This window comes from Sporosarcina newyorkensis (genome assembly GCF_900167515.1).
Taxonomy (GTDB): domain Bacteria; phylum Bacillota; class Bacilli; order Bacillales_A; family Planococcaceae; genus Sporosarcina; species Sporosarcina newyorkensis.
Genome location: NZ_FUYJ01000005.1, coordinates 77,608 through 99,168, shown reverse-complemented (window position 1 = coordinate 99,168; position 21,561 = coordinate 77,608). Strand labels below are relative to the sequence as shown.

Here is a 21,561-nt window from a genome sequence, read left to right as displayed (position 1 = left end):
CATTCATCTATATGAACGAAGTCCAATTATACTAACGTCCAATAAAGAACCTGAGGAGGGGGGGAAGGATTACTGGAAAACCAAGGAATCACCACAGTGTGATTTTAGATCCCTTCCTTCTCCATCGCTTAGAAGTTCTTCACTTGGATGGGGACAGTCATAGAGTCACACTTCCAACAGATAATTTTTAACGCAAAGTGTTCAAATTTGATATAGGGTACCTGTGTAAGAAACTATCGTGAAAGTTCAAACATTCATGTTTATTAAAACAAATGTGCATGTTTCACAAAGTTACCCTCTTAAAATTGCTGCTCTCTCCACTGGATGCAAATCCTTTGCGTTCCTAAATCAATCAACTGATCAAGTCTGACATAAAAAAGGGAAGAGGGCATCCTAAGTGCAGGAACCCTCTTCCTTAATGTCACTCAACTCTTTTTGTACACTTTCACTTCTCTAGTTCCCTATATATTCTTTCCATTTCTGTTTCCAGTTTTCAATTTCATGCTTGATCTCTTTCTTCATCTTTTCTTTCTTTGCTCTCTTTTTCCGTTCTTTCTCTTCTTTTTTCTCCTGTTTTCTTTTCTTTTTTTCTTTTGCCCGTTCTTTTTTACTCAACTTTTTCTCCTGTTTCTCTAGCGCTTCTATATTTTTCCTGATTAATGGCAAATCAAATTTCTTTGCAGGCAATTCACTGATTGATTTTGAAACGACTTGCGCAAAAATGGGTGGTGCCGTGAAACTACTAGTTGATGTTAAATAATGTTCTGAATCTGTTTGATCATAACCTAGCCAAACCGCTCCTACAATGTCTGGAGTATAGCCGACGAACCAATGATCCTTTGAGCCATCCACGCCTGTGAATGGCAGTTGCGTGGTACCCGTTTTACCAGCCACTTCAATACCTGAAATTTCGGCTTTCTTCGCCGTACCTTCTTCTACAGCACCTTGCAGCATATAGGTCACTTGCTGAGCAACTTCCGCATCTGTCACATCTACAGACTGTTCACGCCACTTTCCAAGGACTTTGCCTTCTGAATCTTTTATTTCTACAATCGCATGTGCTTCCACCATCACTCCATTATTCGCAAACGCAGAAAAAGCTTGGGCCATTCGCAAAGGTGAAGTACCTTTGTTCAGCCCTCCTAAGGCTAAGCCAAGCGTATGATCGTTTTCTTCCAATGGTATTCCGAATCGTTCAACAGCACGCACCCCATTTTCTATTCCGATCTGATGCAAGAGCCAGACGGGGGGGACGTTATACGAGTGCGCAAGTGCATCGTACATTGTCACTTCCCCTCTATTTTTCTGATCAAAATTTTTCGGAGAATAGCCGTCAATGTTTATTGGTTCGTCGAGAAGCAAATCCGACATTTGATAACCTTGCTCGAGCGCCGGAGTGTAGACGGCTAGCGGTTTCAATGTCGAACCCGGTTGTCGGATGAGTTCAGTCGCATTATTAAAGCGTCCACACGTATAGTCCCCCCTGCCCCCGACCAATGCCGAAATTCCACCTGTTTTAGGATTCAAAAAAACGGAAGCACTTTGAATGAGTTGATCGGGCTTACTTTCAGGAAAATAACGATCATCCTCATACACTTCTTCCAAAGCATCTTGGATGACAGGATTTATTTCTGTGTAAATATGTAATCCGCCAGACAGCACTTCATTTTTCGTAAGATGGTACGTGTTGACCGCCTCGTCAATCACACGGTCAATATAGTAAGGATATTTCCCTTTATAATTTGGCATGGTTGAATCAGCTAATACAACTTCTTGTCCGATCGCTTCATCGAACTCTGCTTGACTAATATACTTTTCACTTTTCATTAATGATAAAACAAGGTTGCGTCGTCCCATCGACTTTTTCATATTTTTAGTAGGAGATAAGTGGGAGGGTGCTTTAATTAATCCTGCTACTGTCGCACATTCGCTTAACGATAACTCGCTTACATCTTTACCAAAATAGATCTGTGCAGCACGTTGAACACCCCATACACCTTCGCCCAAATAGATTTGGTTGAGATAGGCCTCCAAAATATCATCTTTCGAATACGTCCTCTCCATCTTCTTCGCAAGAATCCATTCTTTAAATTTACGGGAATACGTACGTTCTTGCGATAAAAACACATTCTTTGTAATCTGTTGAGTAATTGTACTCCCACCTGCAATAACCTCACCTTTGAACAGGTTTTGGATCAATGCGCGCGCAACCCCGAAATAATTTACCCCATGATGTTTGTAAAATTGTTGGTCCTCAATTGAGATGACTGCTTCAATTAACTCATTTGGGATACGGTCCAGGGAAACACCTTCAATTTTCGAATTTGATATTTCACTAACGACTTCACCGTTTCGATCGTAAACAAACGTCGGTCTCGGAACAGGCTCTTCTAGTTTACTTACATCACTCAATGAAATGAATAAATTAATAATGACCAAACCACAAATAGCCGCAATTAGCATTCCGAAGAATACGAAGCGAATTGGCTTTTTGAAGTTTGACCATTTTTTATCGGCATTAGCCTTTTTCTGTTGCAGCTTATGTTCTGTTCGTCCCATACAAATGCCACCTTCATCATTGCCTTTCGACTTTTCAAAGTTTAGCATTTTGAAAAGAAGTAACCTACTTACTAACAGCAGGAAAATTGCAGTATGTAGTTGACGATGTGTCTGTATGAAAGTTGCATGGTATAGGGTACCTGTGTGAGAAATTAAGATCTATAATCTGCAATACTGACTTAGGCAAGTAATTCGCAAGAAAGTCTTTAGCGACTTCTGCATTTCCCATACTCTCCTTAAAAAACTTATCATGTGGATTTTGAATCTCCACTCGGTGTTTCCCCCTCCTTTTCTCTTTCCATACTCGTTTCAGTCTCTTCCTTTTATCATACCGTCACGTCAAATATTCTTCTATAATTCTAACAAATCAAGACTGGTGTTAAAGGCACCTGACTATGTTTGGTGCGGTCCAAATATTCTTTCGTACGGATCCAGCAACGTTTGGCGCGGTCCAACCAAACATTCGCTCATTCCTCAATAACTCTGGCGCGGTCACAAGTCACTTTCGCTCGGTTCGCGATGTTTTTGGCGCGGTTCCCTGCCAAGTAGCTGATTATCTCCTGAAAACAAACTAAAAAACCCTCCAGCAAATAAAAAATTACTGGAGGGTTTACCCGTATAAATCAATATGGAGACGGTGGGAGTCGAACCACCCTCTCTTCAAAACAATATAATAGCAGTGTTTACTAGGGTTTTAAGCTAGCATTAAAATTGTTTGACTACGTTTTTGACTACGTTCGATAAAAATTACGTTGCGGGGGCAAGTTGTTTTCTTTAATAACTTAGAGTTTGAGCATCTCGATTTATTCAAAAGACTTTATTCTAAGTCTACATTTCCAGCTCCAATCAAACACTCCACATGTGAGGAGTGCTGATGGTAGACAAATAATGAGATGTGCTTGTATTCACCCCAAATTACGGATACATTAAAAAACTGATTGCCCCTTGTTCAGAAGCTTGAAAAGATGACAGTCACTAAAACAAACACATTTGTTTGAACTTTCTTGATTGAATGAATGACTGTTGCACCATTATCTCGATATCTCATTTCTTTACTGTAAATCATATCAATCAATAGTTCTTTTTCTAATTTATATAGCTTTTATAAGATACTTTCTCTTAGCATGTATCCAGCAACTGATCCTTTTTCAACTAAAAAGTCTAGTATGATTAAAACCTCTCGCTTTAATCCAACTTCTCTTCGGATTTTTTCTTTATTAATATGAATATAACTTTTAATAACATTTTCTAAATAATATACGGTATGGTCCTCTAGTTCAATATTCCATAAGCTTTGATGTTCTAATAACATATGTGAAATCCAAGTAATTCCGCTATTAATAAATCTTTGCCCAATTCCATTTAATAATTTTATAATCGAATATAGAACTGCTGGTGAATCTCCTATTTCCCTTGTAACTTTCATTAAAAATCTTTTATTTTGATTGTTTAAGGTATGCCACTCTGATGCATTTTCATTCCATAATACATCAGCAAAAAGATAGCTTTTGATAATGCTAGAATTGTAGTAACTATTTTTCCCTTTATTATTTAATTCAACAACCTTTTCATAAAACAACTCCCAGACTAACCAAAAATTATCATATTTTTTTAGTTTATCTTGTACATAAATAAATTCTTTAAATAAGTCAGCTATAGATTCACTATTATTAAACTTTAAAATAAATTGTCTTAAATATTCTGGTATGTCTTCACTTGAAGAAGATAAAATAATTTCTACTAATTTTATCATGAAATCATGACTAACTTCATAATCCATCCTATTGCTTCTATCATTCAATAATAACTTTTCAGCAAATATAGTTATTATATTTTGGATTAAATACTTATGAACATCATCATTAGTTTCTAACGGTATTAGTTGAAATGCTGTTTTTAAAATACGCGGATGAATATTATTTATATCTCCAATTTCTTCTAAAGTAATTGTGTTATCTATAACTTTCTCTACGTATACTTCATATTTTTCTGAAAATTTTTCCAGAAAATATTCTTCAACATTTACACGTTGGTAATTTTTGAACCCCTCTATGCGTAATTGCTCTTTCATATCTTCATACTTGGGTTTTAAATATAAATATCCCAATAATAAGGACTGTGCATCTTCAAAATTTAAAGCCCATAATTCATTCAAGATTGTTTTGGTTGAATAATTCGCAAACTCAACAGATATTCCCATAGGATGGTTATCGAACAAGGTAAATAATAAAATGCATTTAATAGTTTCCTTTTCTTCTGGAAAATACTTCAGTAGAACTGGTAAACTTGAAATAGCGGCTTCTACGCCATCCCCAATTTGATAAGCATAATTAGGCATTAATGAGGATGAAGCAAAAGTTAAAGTAACTTCTTTACAGAAGTCCTTATCAGTTTGTGAAAGTAGGCTGAAATAATCACGAAGTAAAACTGCACATACATAAGCCGGGATACCTTTAGCAAATATATAATCTTCATTATAACCATTACCTAATTCTTCAAACATCTCTCTAATTTCTTTTAGAGCAAGTAGAGGGTTTTCTTCATACTTAGTATATTCATTAGACTTAACATCGTTGTTCCATTTATAATCCGCCCAAACTCTCAACGGAAGGTACTTAGTTGCCTCAGAACTTTTTTGAAGGGCCGATTCACTGTATTCCATTAAGTCAGGATCAATTTCAGGATTAAAATCAATCTGTACACCTTGATCCACTTTTTCAACAGTAGGGTTCATCTTCCTTCTATCCATACGTGCTAAAAAAAGTCTCCAAGTTTTATCTTCTAAAAAGTAAGGATTTTCAATATCCTCATAGTACTTATCAAAAATAGCCCATAACTCTTCCATTCTTTTAGTTGCTTCATCATCTGGTGTATCTTCATTTCTAAAAAACTGGTACATCAGTACCATCATTTCAAGCGTTTTTTCTCTATGCTTATCATCACAACTATCAATTCTTTCTTTTTTATGAATTTCATATTTATAGTTCAACCCATATCCTATGGAAAATAAACTTTTCGCAGTTTGGTCTAATACTTTTCTACTACTATCATAGAAAAAGAATTCTTTAGTTTTAAATAAAACCTTTGCTATATTGAAGGTCTTTTCAGGATTAGCTAAAACTACGCTTGAAACAATCGCCGTTATAGACGCAGATCTCGAGTTTTCTATTAAATATAGTAGAATATTCTCCAATATTTCTGAATCCGTATGCACCGCTCTTTCAAGAAGAAATTTCTCTAGTGCCATATGTATGGATTCAAATATTTCTGGTGAACCTTGTGTTCCTCTAAAGGCATTCCACAGCCTGTTGCTTATATATTGTTTAATTACCTTGTCATTAATATTAACTTCTATTTCTTCTACTTCTCCTTTAGCTAAGTCAGAATCCACATAGCTTTCTACAGTTTCATTTACAAATCTAAGAACAAAATCTACAGTTTCTTTGAAGGAGTACTTTAGAAGCCAATAAATAGGCGTTTGGTATGCACTAGAAGGATAATAATTACTTTTACTTTCATCTATAGAGAAATCATCTGCTATATCTAATCCACTATTATAAAAAGGGTGAGGCACTTCAGTTGGTTTAACCCAATACAATTCAGCTAACTGTAATACATAGTTAGGGGAAATTTTTAAGACTTCTTGATTATCACCTAATCTAGATAAAATAGCATTTATCAAAGTATAATATGGGTCTCTATATTTTCTCCAATTATTTTTTATTACTTCAGAAAAAACAGCTGAAAGCTCATTATTAATTTCACTTGCACCATATAAAATGGTTTGAATGATTTTCTCCTCAGTATCATTCCCTCTATAAGCATGATTATCTTTTTCTATAATTACTTCGTAATATTTCAAAGCTATCAAAGCTGCTAGCCTCGTTGTTTCTCCATTTTTAAATTTATTATTCCATTCATATATTACAGGTAGTATATAGTTTACTGTTTCTATTTCAAAAGGATCTTTATATTTATATATTAGCTTAATTACACTTTCCCAACCATGTCCCTTTGGTTTAGTAATTATATACTTCATAGCTGATATTGAATATTTATCTATCCCTATTAATTTAAGATAATCCTCATCAACTTCCTTACATGCTACTCTTAATAAAAAAGTCACTCTTTTTAACCATTTGTGATCATTCTCTAATAGTTCCTTTTCAAATAAATCAATAAAATAATCAGAGTATGGTGAAAGTAAAACTGACACTAACACTTCATCTTTCCAAAAATATGGGATATCTTCAATTTCAAAAACTTCTTCTATAAGGCTTTCAACCGAACTGTCCTCTATTAAAAGTTTATCAGATACCCACTTCCTAAAACTTCGACGAATAGGTAAAGATTCTCCAATTTTATTAAAAAAATCATGCAAACTTACTCTTTTAATGTATTCAGATTCTATTACTTTTTCCAAAGCCCACTCTTCGTATATGTCATGCGTTATAAAATAACCTGCAACTTCATAACCTAAAATACCATCGTGTACTAACAAAGATACTGTCGTTTCATCATAGTTAGGTGAAATAAAGAATTGACCTTCATTAGCTCTCTGAAAAGCAATTTTCATAAAACATTGTTCTCTATTTGGTTTTGATTTTTTTATTAACTTACTCCATAATTTTTCTTTGAAAATTAGATAATCAACTACTTCTTCATTATCATAAAATCTTAAATACTCATTTAAATAAAACGGATTTCTAAGTACCTCTAGTAGTTTCTCATCACTCGGTAGATTAAAATCATATTCTTGAGCATATTCCACTAACTCTTTCATTGATAAAGCGTCAACATAAAATTTAAAAGGCTTCACTTTATAGTGATCTATAAACTGCATGTCTAAATCAGACAAATAATTACTTCTAGCAGTAAAGATAATTTTCCACTTATGTTTAATTAAAGTAGATATAAATTCGTTAAATGGATCAGTTTTTTCCAGATCTAATATCTTTTCAGCAGAATCAACCACTATTAATTTTCTTTCATCTTCTTTGTGAACATCAATAAAATCATTAAAACTATATCCATCAAATAAACTATTAATGTTACTAATTTCAAACTCACTTGCTTTAAAAACATAGAAAGGAGTATTTTCCTTCACATTTTCATACAGCTTTTTAATGACAGCCGTTTTCCCAACACCACCCATACCTGTCACAATTAGAACTTGTTCTTGTTCAATTTGACCTAGAATATCTTGGAGTAGATTACTTCTATTTATCTCCAAAGTTTCATCTTTATAATTAATAAACGTTTGAATATTTTCTAAAATAGCCTCAGTATGAAATTTCTTTTCCCTTAATAGTTGGATGATGCTCTTTTCAAAACTAAAGAAATGTTTAGCAATAAGCTCATTTTCCAATGTAACAAATGGTGATTCAAAAAAGCTCGCTGTTCTCCATACAACTTGAATTTCAAGTTGGATAGCTTTAGTTTCAATATCGATTTTTGCTTGAGGATCATTTTGTTCAGGTTTTTCGGAAGTATGGCTTTGCCCCCATTCTTGGTTAGTATAAAATATGATTTTGTTTATATCTGGATAATCTCTTTTACTTTTAGTTAAAGTTGAAATTAATTCACTTTTATTATTCGATAATGTTGTTTCATAAAACTTTGCTTGCCAGCCAATTACTTCTTCATCAATAGAGATAGGGTTAGTTTCAATTCCAGATTGATTTTTATATCTAAAAACACCAAAATCTTTTCCAAACTCTAAACAAAATAAAAGGTAGCAAAGCCATTCAAAATTGCTTTGGGGATTCTCACTAAATTTTGCTTTAAAAATATTCCAATCAGGTTTAATCATAATTACACCTCTTTTAATATTAGTAAACCATTTCCTTGAATTTCTCTTTAATTAACACCCTGCTTTACTTTTAGTTCAATCTTCTCTTCCTCTAATAAAGACATGATTTCTTGATAATTCTCATCATTTTTTGAGATGTCCTTAGAATCCACTTCGGCATCTTTTGCTTGTGTACCTAACAATGCGGAAACATTAGAACTAGCGACAATAATAACGCTAGACCTTTTTTCGTATTATTCCTCCTTAGTCATATTACCTATCAACTGTAACATTATTCCTTTTTATAAGACAGACAATTGTATCACACTTTGGTCTCGGCTTGCATCGAGTCACACCATTATATACTTATTATTCCAATTGTTATATTAGTTCTTTGGCTTTGCTATGATATAAATGAGTGGGCGGCATTTGGCTATATATTACACGCTTAACCGATTATTGATACTGTTAAATTGTCTCGGGAGTGGAATCGTTTCGCAACATAACCGGAACAATTGTTCCGTTATGTTCTAGGGCAAATCGTTCCATATTACACTTGAAGATACCTTCGGAAACACCGTCACCTGCATTCTCCCACCGTTTGACAGCACATACAATATAGTATTATCCTGAAACCACGTGTTGGATGGTCATTTGTTCACTGAACTGTTTTTCAACTTACATCGAATTACAACTCGTCATTAACTGTAAAGCCCCCCTCGTTCTATTACCTTCGCCTTCGTTCGCATGACCACAAATTTCTAGACAACAAAAAACCTCCCAATCCATGTGCGATTAGAAGGACTATGAACCATGAAATATGATAACTTACCGTAGGGAGAAGAAAAGGGATATTCAACAAGAGTTCAACTCCCAATACATCGCCAACCTTCAAAACCGTTGATACGACTGCGTTTATAGCAGTTTTCAATATGGAAACTGCGGAAGTCGATCATCTATCCCTACAAGGTGCTTAAACAATAGTGTTTATAAGGGTTCTTACAATTAACAAAAATCTTTGACCGTGGTTTCGACCGTGGAATGAAAAAAATCTTACGGAGACAAAGTTTTTTCACCCATTTTTTACTCTTTTAGAATTTGCTCCTGCTTCGCAAATAGTTGCACTGCTTTCACTTTTGTCTTATCTCGTTCAAGTCATACATCTTACAACAGAAGGCTCATGTATTCATTCTATTTTCGTTTTTCTTTGTCTTATCATTCATTTCAATTATAAAATAATGCAAATAGCCTGCGGTTGTTTTCTTCACCTTCAATAGTATGATGTATTCAAAAAAATAAAAAAATAGAACATTCCATCTCCTTTTTCATTCTTTTGGTTAACTTTTAATTAAAACCCTTTTTTTCTAGTTTAAAGTAATGATATTGCTTTCTCTGTTTGGATAAAGTTTAAACTTTTTTCTTCTTGTTTAGTCAATAAGGTAATATCTAAAGTTATTTTAAATTCATTAAAAAAAGAACAATACAAATGCTTTCTCAAAAGAAGTATATCTTGAATAGATATTTTGTCTTTATTATAAACTATTATTAAATCAATATCATTGGGTGAATTAGTATAAAGTAATGAACCAAAAAGGTAAAAATCTAAATTAGAATAAAGAACGTTTTCCTTTTTTAAGTTGTTCACGCTGCCACGGAGTAAGGTAATCAATGAAAAAGTTTCCTTCAAAATTTAAAGCCCCCATAAACTCATTCATAAGAAATAAACCAATTTTGTTAGCTTTCGCAATTTCTTTTCCACTTTCTGAGTAACTATTCCAATTGCTGATTGTAACAATAGCGTCAATATGATCATGACCTGACATTATATCTATAACTTCCGCTTCACTAACAATATAAATATTTGTTAAGTGAACCGAAATATTTCTTCCATTCGTTTTAGAAATTTTAAACAGCTGTTCTTCGATTTGTTCAATTTTCTGCACTTTATCATGCCGACCAATAGCATTTAAAAAATATTTAATACTATCTGGTCTGGGTTTTTTTTCGTATCTACCTTCTTCACCCATAAAAAAGCACCTCCAAATTTAGTCAAGTATTGTTAGTATTTCTTTGGGAAAAGTAGGAACATCGGGACTTTTATGTTTAGATAAATGATTTATTTTAAACCCTTCTATATGATTCTTATATAAATCAAGAATAAATAATTTGTCATCTGATATTAATTCTTTATTATTTTCTAGTATTTCAAGAGTTTTATCATTATTAGGAATAATATCAGTAATACACATTTCTTTCCACATATATGCAATTTCTGAACCTGAGATATTCAAAGCTGTAATGCTAAATGGTCCATATTGCTTAAAAATCCGTTCATTTTCTAAAAACAGTTCACTTAATTCTCTTTTTATTGCATCTTTTTTATTGTCTATTTCAGCTTCTAGTCCATTGACATCAACTGAGAATTTTGGGATACGATACTCCAAAACACCACTTTCCATTTTTCTACCTAACGTATTATTTAAAGTCCAATATTCATGTTCTTCATTCCAAATGTATTGAGTAATTATAGCAATCTCATTCTGGATTAAAAAATCGCCGAAACCTCCTAAAGAATATTCATCGGAGTGCACTCCAGCACTTACAATATTTAAAAGATTACTATAATGATTTGCTTCTATATTGTATGCTGCTCTATGGACATGACCAGAAAGGTACATGTCAATATTAAAATCATCAAATAAATTTAAAATTGCATTTCTATCACTATCAATCATACATTCCAATGTATGGTGACCAATCGCAATAGATAATTTATTATTATCTAAACCCAGCTTAGATAAACAATCATATAAATTATTCTTCCCAATAAGTAATGTCCCTTCTTCTCCAGCTCTATTTGCAATAAGACATGTATTTATATGCACGATATTATAATTTTCTGTTTGAAGTAAATAGTGAATTTGATTTAAAGGATATTTTTTTTCAAAAAAATCAAAATGAAAGGCTGAAAAAGCATCAAAACTACTCAAAATTCCAGACTTTTTATCCTCATCTTGAAGATATTCATCTAATGTGTTAGAAGGATTTTTTGATTCCGAGATTTCTTTTAAAATACTAGTTCTATCATCATTTCTGCTGATGTCATGATTACCAGGAATAATATATATTTGCTCTTTTGATAAATCAAGTGTTTGTAAAATTCCTTCCAAAAAATCCATTTGAGTTTTGTTAAAACCCTGCCCTTGATGAGATAAATCTCCTGTTAAGAGTACAAAATTAAATGGATTTACTTTATTTAAATCACTTAGTTTTTTTAACAGAGTCATCCTCATTCTTTTAGATTGATAATTTTCAACTTGAAAATGAATATCAGATATATGTAAAAAGCGTAAATGCATGTTTAGCACCTCAAAGTATTATTAAAATTAGTTTTAAAAAATCTATATTATTTAAAATTTTAACAACTGTATTAATCCTTATATTCTACATTGCTCCCAAATTCCCCTTCTTCTATACGCAATACGCATTTGGTATTTCAATATTTTTTATAGTTATCGGTTTAATTTGAATCACTAAACATATACTAAACAACAAAATAATGGGTGAAGAAGAAAAAATTATTCTAGTTATTGTTAATAACCATCCAACTAATTTATCTTTATCAACTCTATAAGAATATTCATCAAATCCAGTAATAAAAATGTACTATCTAATTCCGATTGGTGATCCCCCTCCAATAATCTACAATAGGCATTTTAATCTTACGCTCTAAATCCATTTGTGCCTGTCCCAGCTTTGAGATCTACATTTACATTGCTTTTTTCAACAATTAATAGTTTTATTACAGAAAGTACATCATCGCCCATAATCGGTGTTATGGGCGGTGATGTATTAGCTCAATCCGAATCACTGAAGTTACTACCTCTAGCCATGCAAGTAAAATATATAAAAATAAAGTAGGTACTCCCCTTAACTTTAGGAATAGCCACTTTATCTTTTGGTCATTTTGCGTCTATGTCTAGTCCTTCATCTTCACTAAGTTTCATAATATAGTCGCTTACAAGTTTTAAATGTTCATCAGACATACTGTCTATGGATTGAAGCATGTCTTCTCTGTTCACTTTTTCCACACTAGCTTCTTCACAACCGTCAATATAACATCTCATTACCTCTTCAAGTGAATACGTCACATAATCCGGACTGTTCTTCTCTATATCGTATAACCTAAAAATCTCAATTTCATCTGCAGTCGGCATATTTTCTGGTTGATTCAAGTCTCTCAAGTACGTTTTTAAGGCTACCCATCTTTTTTCCGATACTGTTACTTCAAATACTTCATTGAATTCATTTCTATTCATAATCATTTCGTTCACTTTTTGGAATCCTGCTCTCAGCTCATCAATGGTTGCATATCTGTAAAATTCACCATTCGCATACCTTTGTCTAATAGCTTCAATTTCGTCATCAGTTGGTACTTCGCTAGTTATTGCTTTCACCTTAAGATACCTTGCAACATTAGCCCATTCGCTTGCAGGAACAGTATCAACCAATCTGTATAAATCTTCTATGTTCATGCTAAACTCCCCCCTCATTTCAGATATATCACCTCTTCGATGGGTTCTTGATTCATTAGTTCTTGCTAAGCTTCTCTAAGGACTTCCCGTTAACTTTTACTGCCTTTTTGTAGATTGCTTGAATTTTGTCTTTTCTATCAGCTTTTTTAAATGCTAATGCTGCTTTATTATCTTCATCATCCTTCTTAGGCATGGACAGTCCTCCTGTAATGGCTTATTTCTTCTATTATACCCTTTTTCCTATCATTTGTTATCTTCTTCGCCATAAACGATCCTAACCTCCTTAATCTGTTTATGCTGTGCTAGCAATTCATCTCATTGTTATTCATCAATACATTCTTTTGAACAGAGGCGGGGTCCCACTCCATTCAAACCATGACTTGTAACTGAAATATTCCCAAACTCATTTGAACCAATAAAAAAAGAGCTTCCATTAATGGTTACTCTTCATGCTAATAATCAATATTTATAGTTCTGTAAAATTGCTAACTTTTGTTTTGTTTTTTCAAAGTATTTATCTAAAATAAGTTTGATATCTTCAGGCCTTAGATGATCCAAAACACCATCATCTTTCACTTTAATAAATTGTACGGTATCTTCTTTACCGTATAACTCTTTATCAAGAGTCGATTGCTTAAAGGTCAAAGTATTTATCACTTCATCTCGCTCCTTATTTACAACCAAAAACACATCTTCTTCGGAAGCCATGTCAAATTCAAAACTACATAAGCTCGACATTTCTGCTGTTCTTTTCCTATTACTTTTAAAGTATCTAAACACCAAGGCATATAATACCCCCCTATTAAAATATCATATAGATAAACCAATAATAATATACTTACTAAATATTATATCCCCCCCCACTAAGATATTAATAGGGAAGAGCAGTGATTGATTAATCATCATTGATCTATTCTATAAAAGCTGTGTGAATCACATTTAAAGTAAACAGAGCTTTTATTCTTTTGTATTAGACAATAACGCACCAGGGGGGGTACTTGTTGTGGTATGTTGCATCTCCATGCTAAATCTGCACCATGCACCATAATTTTTGAGCAGCAATGGTAGCGACGCTAAGTAATTTGAATAGATATCGAAAAAGTGCAGGGTAAATTCATTACTCACTAACTATACTTCGTGCTCTTGAATATATACGAGGTGAATTAAATACAGATTTAATTACTATATGTATTGAACTAAGAAATTCCTAGCAATGTTTGGCGCTTAAGGATACCTCTCCGGATAAACCTAGCGGAAATCCACTGCCAGTCTTATTGCCTCGGCTCCCCCAGTAAGGTACCTTCACTAGAGATTAGGTTAAATCTTAAGTTGAGCATATTTCGTTGTTTAGTTTTTCTTATCTATTCCTTTATTATGTGTAAAAGTTGTAGTATTAAAAATTGGTTATCTTATTTATATAAATGATATTTATAGGTGATATTAGTATGTTTGAATTTTGGAAAGTTAGGTCTTCAAATATTCAATACCACTTTCAAAAATGCACGACCATATATCGAATATGAACTTATGTATGTTATAAAAGAAAGAAAAAGAAGTTGTCATTATAAACAACTTCTCAATAACTCAATCTTCAATTCCCATATCCAACATCCATTGCTGGAGCTGAGCATTTTCATCTAGACTTGATGATGAAGAACTACTATTCTTCATACCTTGGTAAGAAGATAATGATTTCTTTTTCCCTTCTTTTCTATCCGCATGACGTTTTTTATTTTCGGCTATTTCTTCCTTCCAATTAACTTCAAGTATAATTGAAAACGATTGGTTAACATGTTCAGTTATTAAATTGAGAAACTGTTCCGTGGAAGTATTTTCATTGAAGTTAATTACTAAAAGGCCGTATGGGTCTCTTTCGGTAAACTCATCCTTTTTATTCACATTCACAAACTGGAGTAATTTATTACCCCAATCACCACTAATTTCTTCAGGAATTACCTTGTTAATTACTTTTGTAGCAAAATGGAAAGTTTCACTTAAAATTAGATAGGGATTGCTATGAAGGCTAATTAGGGGAACGTACCTTTTCTTTTTCCCCTTCCTCCCAAAAGATTGAATAAACCCTTTTTCTTCAAGCCTTTTTAGTGTTTTACTAACTGAAGAAGAACTAACCCCCAAATACATAGCTAAGGTTTGTTGTGTAGGAAAAGCACACTTCCTTTCCTCATTATATAGACTAAATATTTCGAAGAATAGAAGTTTTTCCTCCTGACCAAGTCTTAGGCAGCGTCGAATACTATTTGGAGTATATACATACCCCAAATTAGCCGCAGTTTTAATATCTCCACCTACATTTATCTTTTTCAAGTAATCTACTAATTTCATAAATAAGACCTCCGAATAATTTTTTCTGGGTTTATAGCTTATAAAAAGCTTCCCTTTTTGGCATTACAACTTTCGATGCCTACGATATCCTTATACGAGAGGATTACTTAATCGTTAATTAATTAAAAATTGGTTCATCTTGAAATTACATAATAACTCCACACCACACTTCACAATAAATTTCCTAACGGTATTAAATGCTCCCCACGAAACATAACTAAAGTACCCTATTATCTAGGTATAGGGGGGTAATTATAAAGGCATTAATAAAACTACTATTTTTATTTATAGATGTTATAAATTTAAGCGCATTTCCGTTTAGACTGGGGTCTTGCTATTTTGCAATAATTAAATCATTTTTTTGGAAATGACACTCAATTTATCTATATTAAATTTACCACTATTACATGTTGTTAATTTGGAACCGTTTCTATCGAACATATTATTATTCTTTTTCTATTTAACTCTCCATTTCGATCCTCGTATAAATCAACAGAAGCAATTAAAACATTGCGGGGATTAAATGAAGAGGAGCAATTACAAATGAATGTAGAATTAATGAACACAGATATAGAGGACATTGTAACTAAGGCCGTTCATAAGGCATTACTAGCCGCACAGCATCAATTCATTGAGAGCGGCTGGCTGTCATTAAAAGACGGCGCTAAATACGCTGGAGTCTCTTACAACACATTTATTAAATTTCGTGAAATGGGATTGCAAGTGTGCGAAATAGAAGGGATAAAGCGTGTCTCACATAAGGAGATTGATCGTTTCCTACAAGATCATAGCTTTTAGTTGTTAAACAAGAGGATTTACCACTAGATTCGGTTATAATATCGATAGAGGTACATCCTCTCTTTAATCATTTGCCCCCGCAACTGATTCAGGAGGAATTATCATGGTAAAGAAAAAAGTATCACCAATCAAAAGTTACAAGCTTAAAAACGGTGATTTACGATACGAGTTCCCAGCTTATTTAGGTGTTGATCCGCTTACTGGTAAACAGAAGCGCACAATGAAACGTGGCTTTAAAACACGTAAGGAAGCGGAATTAGCATTAGCTCGTATTAAGCTAGATGTTGCAAACGGTACGTACCAACAAGAACGTGCTGAAACGTATCAAGAAATTTACGACCTATGGGTAAAGCAATATGAAAAGACTGTTGAGGAAAGCACATTTGTAAAAACAACAGGCATCTTCAAAAATCATATTCTACCTTCAATGGGTGCTTATAAAATAGAAAAGATACATGTTGATGTATGTCAGAAGCATGTGGATGAGTGGGCGGCGAAGTTAAAGAAGTTCCGCATGACAAAAGCGTATGCTGCGAAGGTGCTAGACTTTTCGATTAAACGTGGCTATATACAAACAAATCCATTTGCACACGTAGATATGCCCGCCACCGCCTCTAAGAAGGCTATTGTAAATGATGATGACGATGAGGCGGAGAACTTCTACACACGTGAGCAGCTTATTGAGTTCCTATCATGCTTAGAACAAGAAAGTAACTACAAAGCATATGCCCTATTCCGATTACTAGCGTTTAGCGGGATGCGTAAGGGTGAAGCACTAGCTCTTACGTGGAATGACCTTAACTTCACAACAAACGAACTACGTATTAGCAAAGCCCTTTCACGAGGTAAAGATAACAAGCTATATGTGAAATCTACAAAAACAGGTGTTGCTCGTACAATCAAAATGGACGACAAAACAATGGCTGTTCTAAAAGTGTGGAAGAAAAAGCAGAAGCAAGATTGTTTAGTGCTGGGCTTTAATTCGTTGCAACCAAAGCGACTTGTATTTAGCAATGAGCACAACGAATACATGCAGCCCACAAAAACTCGTAAGTGGATTTTGCATGTACAGGATAAATACAAGCTAGGCACAATCACAACACATGGTTTACGTCACACACATTGTTCATTGTTATTTGAGGCGGGTGCTAGTTTGAAGGAAGTGCAAGATCGTTTAGAACATAGTGATGTACAAACGACTATGAACATCTACGCACACGTTACGAAGAAGGCGAAGGAAGAAGCAATACTGAAGTTTTCCAACTATATTGAGATGTAGATGGATGACTACGTTTTTGACTACGTTCGATTGATATTCAATGAAATCAGATGACATAGGGCAAAATAAAAAACCCTTGATATACAAGGGTTTTGATACCATATGAAATCCGTTGATTTCTATATATGGAGACGGTGGGAGTCGAACCCACGTCCAAAGGCTCGCATATTTTAGTATCTATGCTTGAAAATACTGATATATCAAGGTTTTACTCGCTAGGGAGTATTACATATTTACGAACTTGGTTCAAAGACCTTACTTTAAATTATTATAACATATTTTAAAGCTATTTTTAAAAAGTTAGATGTTTAATTTCTGTTTCAACAATATCCCTTGTCAACTTCCCCAAGATTTGATTTTTATCTTCATTTATACTTGGAATAATAGAATCTTTCAACTCATCCAAACTATTAAATATTACGGGAAAAGAATTTAATAATTGTTGCTTATAAATATAATTATAAATAGTTGCATCTCTAATGATTTTTTGAACGTATGGTTTATGAAACGTATTATAAACTTCTTCAATCTGAAATAGTTTTAGATTTCCTTTAATCTTTTTTGCTTTATCCTCTGGTGCATTAGAGTAGTCAATCCTTATATTAAATTCCTCATCCTCACCTAACAATACTGCAACGTAATCAATATCATCAGAATAACTCAATTCCTTTATTTTCTTTTCAATTGCAGAAGAAATTTCATCACTTTTTTCTTTAATGATTTCTCTTTTAAAGTTTATAAATTGAATAATATCTTTCTCATAAGGAGTATAATGCGTTTTCAAATCAACTTTTTCTATCCCTTTAAAATCTGAATTACATACTTTACAACTTGGTATTAGATTATAAATCGAAATTGCTAGTATTGGATATGTAGCCTTATCAAAAAAGTGGTCTAAAGTACCTCTAGTTCGTCCATTATCAGACTCATATAAAAAAATAAATTGAGTACCACAATAAGGACAGATTGTTAATTCTAATTGTTTTTGATATAAATACGCATTCCATTTTCTTGCATAATAAAAGTGTTTATATTCTAGATGGAAAACATTTTTTATTTTTTCGTATAAATCATCACGTAACTGTGTATCAGGAATACTGTTAAGGAGATATAAATAAACATCTTTAATTTTATCTAGTTCATAAATATCTCCAATTAAAATAATTTCCAATCTCTCTCTAATGAGTTTCAATACATTTCTGCAAAATCTATTGTTTTCCTCATGATAAAGGCCTTCAAGTTTTTTATATAATCTAGACTTCTTATTTTTATTATCGCCAAAAACAAAATCTTTATGTAAACTTAATACCCTTACATCTATATTTAAGCTTATCATTTATTCTCACTCTTTAGCTTTAGTATTTCTACCTCTAAAAACCTAATTCTATCTTCTATATTAAAAGTAGATGACAAATTCATTTTTTCATTATATATGTGTAAAAGTTTATTTTTTACAAAAGGTTCTCCAATTATATCAATAAAATTCTTATAAAATTCTCTCTCTCTATAAACTTCATCAGGTTCAGAATTTAAAAGCTTTTTGGCAAAATCATTTATTTTATATTTAGCAAATTTACCTATTAGTCCATCACTAATAAAAAATGAATTTGTAAATAACTCGTTTATATTTGCACCAAACGTCCTAACACTTCCCTCTAATTCATTATTTATAGTAATAGCTTTACTCTCTGAAATGAATGTTACATTACAATTTGGAAAATCAGTTAGTATTAGTGGTGAATGTGTTGTTAATATGACTTGAACTTCTCCTTTAAATATCAACTCTAGCAATTTAATAAAATAGAATAACCAATCTTTTTGCCATTGTGGATGAAAATATAAGTCTCCTTCATCAATTAAAAGTAAGTAAGACTTCACTTCATAATTCAATTCTTCTGCCTCTTCATCATATAATGAATCTTCAAAATCACGTTCAATTTGTAAAAGGGAGTCATAAAATCTCCCGAATAAATTTAGCAAACTATATTGACCACTACTTAATTTAGACCAATAGAAGTAAAATAGATTACTGTTATAAAAACCAGATTTATATACATTCAAGAATGCTTCGGTCTTTTTATGAGTAGTTAAAATATATATCCCCTTTTCATTTTCAAATAATTCAAGTTCATTAAATGCGACAATTAACTTTAAATAATTTTCTTGAATGTCATTCAACTTTTTCATAATTTTACCTTTTACAGATAACTTCGACTTTTTCTCAAAGTGTTTTATCAATGTAGAGGTTATCATCGTAATTACATCATTACTTTTTTTCCCTTTATTAAAGGCAGATATTATTAAGGTATCTTTCAATCCATTCCCTTTTAATAGATATGCAACATCAATACAATACCTTTGTAAGATTCTAACAGTAAACTTTTCTCCAAAATTATTTCTTAAACCAATATCAAAATACAAGTTGCTAACTTTCTCATAATTAAATTCCTCTATAAAATCAGATAGTTCATAAGACAAAGTATCTAATTCATCAGAGAAATTATTTGTCTCCAAATAAATATCTTCTGGAATATCAATTATGTCTGTAATTTGTAACTTTTCTTTAAATGCGTTCATAAAGAAAATTTGTTTTTTAAATTCGCTATTTAAAAATGCATCCGGTCCATCAAAATTATTTAATAACGCATTTGTAGAAATATTTCTTGCATTTAGAGTTACTGTCTCATCTGCAATAAATGATTTTTTTTCGTTTTCAAGATACCTGACATCAAACACATTGGAAAAAAACAATGTTATATGGTCTAATAAATAATTATCATAAAAATTAAAATTTGCATTATTGTTGGAAATCCTTATATTGTAGTTTTCTTTATTAGTAACTTTTATCTCTAGATTTGTGTCAATCACTAATTCATTATTCACTTCAAAAACTATAATAAAATCTGTATTAAATTCAACTTTTTCCATATAGTTTTGAATAAAATCTAATATAGATGACTTTCCTGTTCCATTCTCACCTACAATAGCCGATATTTCTAATTTTATCTCACTGCCATTTACCTTGAAAAAATTTTCTATATATTGATTGTTTTTATCAATATCCAAATTATTACTTTTAAATTTAATATTATATTTAGATGTAAAGTTAGTCTGAAAGTTTTTTAATTTTTTGTAGTTGTTTATCCATACAAATGCAATTTTCATTTTAATCCCCCAATAACTATTGTAAATTTCTAACTTTATTATACAACAGTTATTGATTTTTTATTGTGCATAAAAAGTTTTCCACTTACCTCGTATATTGTGCACTTACCAGACATCGCCCACATCCCCCCGTCCCCCATGGTATAGGGGGTATTCGTGTATTTTAAATTGCACAATTTCACACAACTACTTTTATACATTTCCCATTATAGTCGTTACAAAACTGAATTCATCTACTATCAATTCTGCTGCTTGTGGTTTGCTATCCACCACATCAATTACATTTATCGGTAATCTATGCTTTGCTGCCACTTTCATCATTTGGCTAATGATTCTCGGGGTACATGAATACATCATAATCTCCCCAGTACATTCCATAATATTGATTGTAGTTTCTTGTTCTTCTTTTGAGTATATCATTATTTAATCTCCCTTTATTGATAGCTAATAGAATAGCTAATATTAGTATTTTATTTATCAGATATATTTAAGTCTGTATATCTAAGTCTGTGTATTAAGTCTGTATAACGGTTGTATTTTGGACTATTGAACAGACTAATTTACATGCTTAAGAATCTAAATTTATTCGTCACAGTTTTTGTTAATCACAAGTGTTAGTGACTTTGGTTCTCAAATAAATCTTCTAATCTAAATTTGTCCTTTGTCGCTAATGAATAAATCTTTTCTCGCCGCTTTTCTAATTTAATTAAAAGATGTGGTACTTGTTTAGCTAAATCTTCGTTGGTATGTGGTTGTAACGGAAAATATATGTTGTTGTTATTTTTATGCTTTCTTATTATTAGTAGTCCAGCCGCTACTAATCGCTTATTTGCAGATACAATACTCTGACGGCTACAATTCATATAATCCTCTAATTGATAAATCGTTGGGAAAGCATAGCCATATTCCTCATTAAACAATTCCAGATATTTCACATATACAGCAATATCAAATGGCTTGATTAAACCTAGCTGAACATAATAGAAAATATTAGTAGAGACTTTTTCAAACCGTTTGGTGACACCTTGTGTAGATAATGATTGTTTTGGTGTAATCATTTTATTCACCTCTCTTTCCACCTCAAGAAGTCA

15 protein-coding genes are annotated in these 21,561 nt (G+C 32.3%); 2 read left to right on the top strand and 13 right to left on the bottom strand.

The window, feature by feature from the left end; all coding sequences use genetic code 11:
• Positions 1-453 precede the first annotated feature (453 nt).
• The 9 genes from B5D59_RS10955 to B5D59_RS10920 form a co-directional block, all read right to left on the bottom strand.
• Positions 454-2,559, bottom strand: a complete 2,106-nt coding sequence (locus tag B5D59_RS10955; protein WP_078817949.1) for a transglycosylase domain-containing protein — start codon at positions 2,557-2,559, stop codon at positions 454-456.
• A 64-nt stretch (positions 2,560-2,623) separates the two neighbouring features.
• The gene (locus tag B5D59_RS18385; RefSeq protein WP_217698590.1) at positions 2,624-2,830 is read right to left on the bottom strand and encodes an Rpn family recombination-promoting nuclease/putative transposase; all 207 of its coding nucleotides are present in this window, start codon (positions 2,828-2,830) and stop codon (positions 2,624-2,626) included.
• Between the two features lie 831 nt (positions 2,831-3,661).
• Complete coding sequence (avs4, locus tag B5D59_RS10945; protein ID WP_078817948.1) at positions 3,662-8,371, bottom strand: AVAST type 4 anti-phage nuclease Avs4; 4,710 nt, start codon at positions 8,369-8,371, stop codon at positions 3,662-3,664.
• 1,586 nt (positions 8,372-9,957) lie between these two features.
• Entirely contained in the window at positions 9,958-10,377 is a 420-nt protein-coding gene (locus B5D59_RS10940; RefSeq protein ID WP_078817946.1) for a hypothetical protein, read from the bottom strand.
• Between the two features lie 18 nt (positions 10,378-10,395).
• Complete coding sequence (locus B5D59_RS10935; RefSeq protein WP_078817945.1) at positions 10,396-11,709, bottom strand: metallophosphoesterase family protein; 1,314 nt, start codon at positions 11,707-11,709, stop codon at positions 10,396-10,398.
• 603 nt (positions 11,710-12,312) lie between these two features.
• Complete coding sequence (locus tag B5D59_RS10930; RefSeq protein ID WP_078817943.1) at positions 12,313-12,885, bottom strand: hypothetical protein; 573 nt, start codon at positions 12,883-12,885, stop codon at positions 12,313-12,315.
• 55 nt (positions 12,886-12,940) lie between these two features.
• Positions 12,941-13,078 (bottom strand): hypothetical protein, encoded by a 138-nt coding sequence (locus B5D59_RS18220; RefSeq protein ID WP_176132558.1) that lies wholly within the window; start codon positions 13,076-13,078, stop codon positions 12,941-12,943.
• 266 nt (positions 13,079-13,344) lie between these two features.
• Positions 13,345-13,668 carry a hypothetical protein gene (locus B5D59_RS10925; protein WP_078817941.1) on the bottom strand — a complete coding sequence of 108 codons (324 nt, stop codon included), beginning with the start codon at positions 13,666-13,668 and terminating at the stop codon, positions 13,345-13,347.
• An 801-nt stretch (positions 13,669-14,469) separates the two neighbouring features.
• Positions 14,470-15,228, bottom strand: coding sequence for a helix-turn-helix domain-containing protein (locus tag B5D59_RS10920; RefSeq protein WP_078817940.1), 759 nt, complete (start codon positions 15,226-15,228; stop codon positions 14,470-14,472).
• Between the two features lie 543 nt (positions 15,229-15,771).
• Here B5D59_RS10920 and B5D59_RS10915 point away from each other — a divergent pair.
• A complete protein-coding gene (locus B5D59_RS10915) occupies positions 15,772-16,026 on the top strand; it encodes a MerR family transcriptional regulator (RefSeq protein WP_078817939.1) in 255 nt (84 codons plus the stop codon).
• 103 nt (positions 16,027-16,129) lie between these two features.
• Complete coding sequence (locus B5D59_RS10910; RefSeq protein ID WP_078817937.1) at positions 16,130-17,305, top strand: site-specific integrase; 1,176 nt, start codon at positions 16,130-16,132, stop codon at positions 17,303-17,305.
• 292 nt (positions 17,306-17,597) lie between these two features.
• Here the strand turns inward: B5D59_RS10910 and B5D59_RS10905 are convergent, their stop codons facing one another.
• The 4 genes from B5D59_RS10905 to B5D59_RS10890 all read right to left on the bottom strand — a co-directional run bounded on the left by B5D59_RS10905 (position 17,598) and on the right by B5D59_RS10890 (position 21,528).
• Positions 17,598-18,641 carry a hypothetical protein gene (locus B5D59_RS10905; protein WP_078817936.1) on the bottom strand — a complete coding sequence of 348 codons (1,044 nt, stop codon included), beginning with the start codon at positions 18,639-18,641 and terminating at the stop codon, positions 17,598-17,600.
• Positions 18,638-20,470 carry an AAA family ATPase gene (locus B5D59_RS10900; RefSeq protein WP_078817935.1) on the bottom strand — a complete coding sequence of 611 codons (1,833 nt, stop codon included), beginning with the start codon at positions 20,468-20,470 and terminating at the stop codon, positions 18,638-18,640. The genes B5D59_RS10905 and B5D59_RS10900 overlap by 4 nt, the downstream gene beginning before the upstream one ends.
• Positions 20,471-20,662: 192 nt before the next feature.
• Positions 20,663-20,890 (bottom strand): hypothetical protein, encoded by a 228-nt coding sequence (locus B5D59_RS10895; protein ID WP_078817934.1) that lies wholly within the window; start codon positions 20,888-20,890, stop codon positions 20,663-20,665.
• 194 nt (positions 20,891-21,084) lie between these two features.
• The gene (locus B5D59_RS10890; protein WP_425441351.1) at positions 21,085-21,528 is read right to left on the bottom strand and encodes a helix-turn-helix domain-containing protein; all 444 of its coding nucleotides are present in this window, start codon (positions 21,526-21,528) and stop codon (positions 21,085-21,087) included.
• Positions 21,529-21,561: the final 33 nt, after the last annotated feature.

What these genes read in the sequence shown, in the direction of transcription:
- B5D59_RS10910 (WP_078817937.1), top strand. Translation starts at nt 16,130, where the DNA reads ATGGTAAAGAAAAAAGTATCACCAATCAAAAGTTACAAGCTTAAAAAC.
- B5D59_RS10935 (WP_078817945.1), bottom strand. Translation starts at nt 11,709, where the DNA reads ATGCATTTACGCTTTTTACATATATCTGATATTCATTTTCAAGTTGAA.
- B5D59_RS10930 (WP_078817943.1), bottom strand. Translation starts at nt 12,885, where the DNA reads ATGAACATAGAAGATTTATACAGATTGGTTGATACTGTTCCTGCAAGC.
- B5D59_RS10900 (WP_078817935.1), bottom strand. Translation starts at nt 20,470, where the DNA reads ATGAAAATTGCATTTGTATGGATAAACAACTACAAAAAATTAAAAAAC.
- B5D59_RS10920 (WP_078817940.1), bottom strand. Translation starts at nt 15,228, where the DNA reads ATGAAATTAGTAGATTACTTGAAAAAGATAAATGTAGGTGGAGATATT.
- B5D59_RS10955 (WP_078817949.1), bottom strand. Translation starts at nt 2,559, where the DNA reads ATGGGACGAACAGAACATAAGCTGCAACAGAAAAAGGCTAATGCCGAT.
- B5D59_RS10905 (WP_078817936.1), bottom strand. Translation starts at nt 18,641, where the DNA reads ATGATAAGCTTAAATATAGATGTAAGGGTATTAAGTTTACATAAAGAT.
- B5D59_RS10915 (WP_078817939.1), top strand. Translation starts at nt 15,772, where the DNA reads ATGAATGTAGAATTAATGAACACAGATATAGAGGACATTGTAACTAAG.
- B5D59_RS18220 (WP_176132558.1), bottom strand. Translation starts at nt 13,078, where the DNA reads ATGCCTAAGAAGGATGATGAAGATAATAAAGCAGCATTAGCATTTAAA.
- B5D59_RS10940 (WP_078817946.1), bottom strand. Translation starts at nt 10,377, where the DNA reads ATGGGTGAAGAAGGTAGATACGAAAAAAAACCCAGACCAGATAGTATT.
- B5D59_RS10890 (WP_425441351.1), bottom strand. Translation starts at nt 21,528, where the DNA reads ATGATTACACCAAAACAATCATTATCTACACAAGGTGTCACCAAACGG.
- avs4 (WP_078817948.1), bottom strand. Translation starts at nt 8,371, where the DNA reads ATGATTAAACCTGATTGGAATATTTTTAAAGCAAAATTTAGTGAGAAT.
- B5D59_RS10895 (WP_078817934.1), bottom strand. Translation starts at nt 20,890, where the DNA reads ATGATATACTCAAAAGAAGAACAAGAAACTACAATCAATATTATGGAA.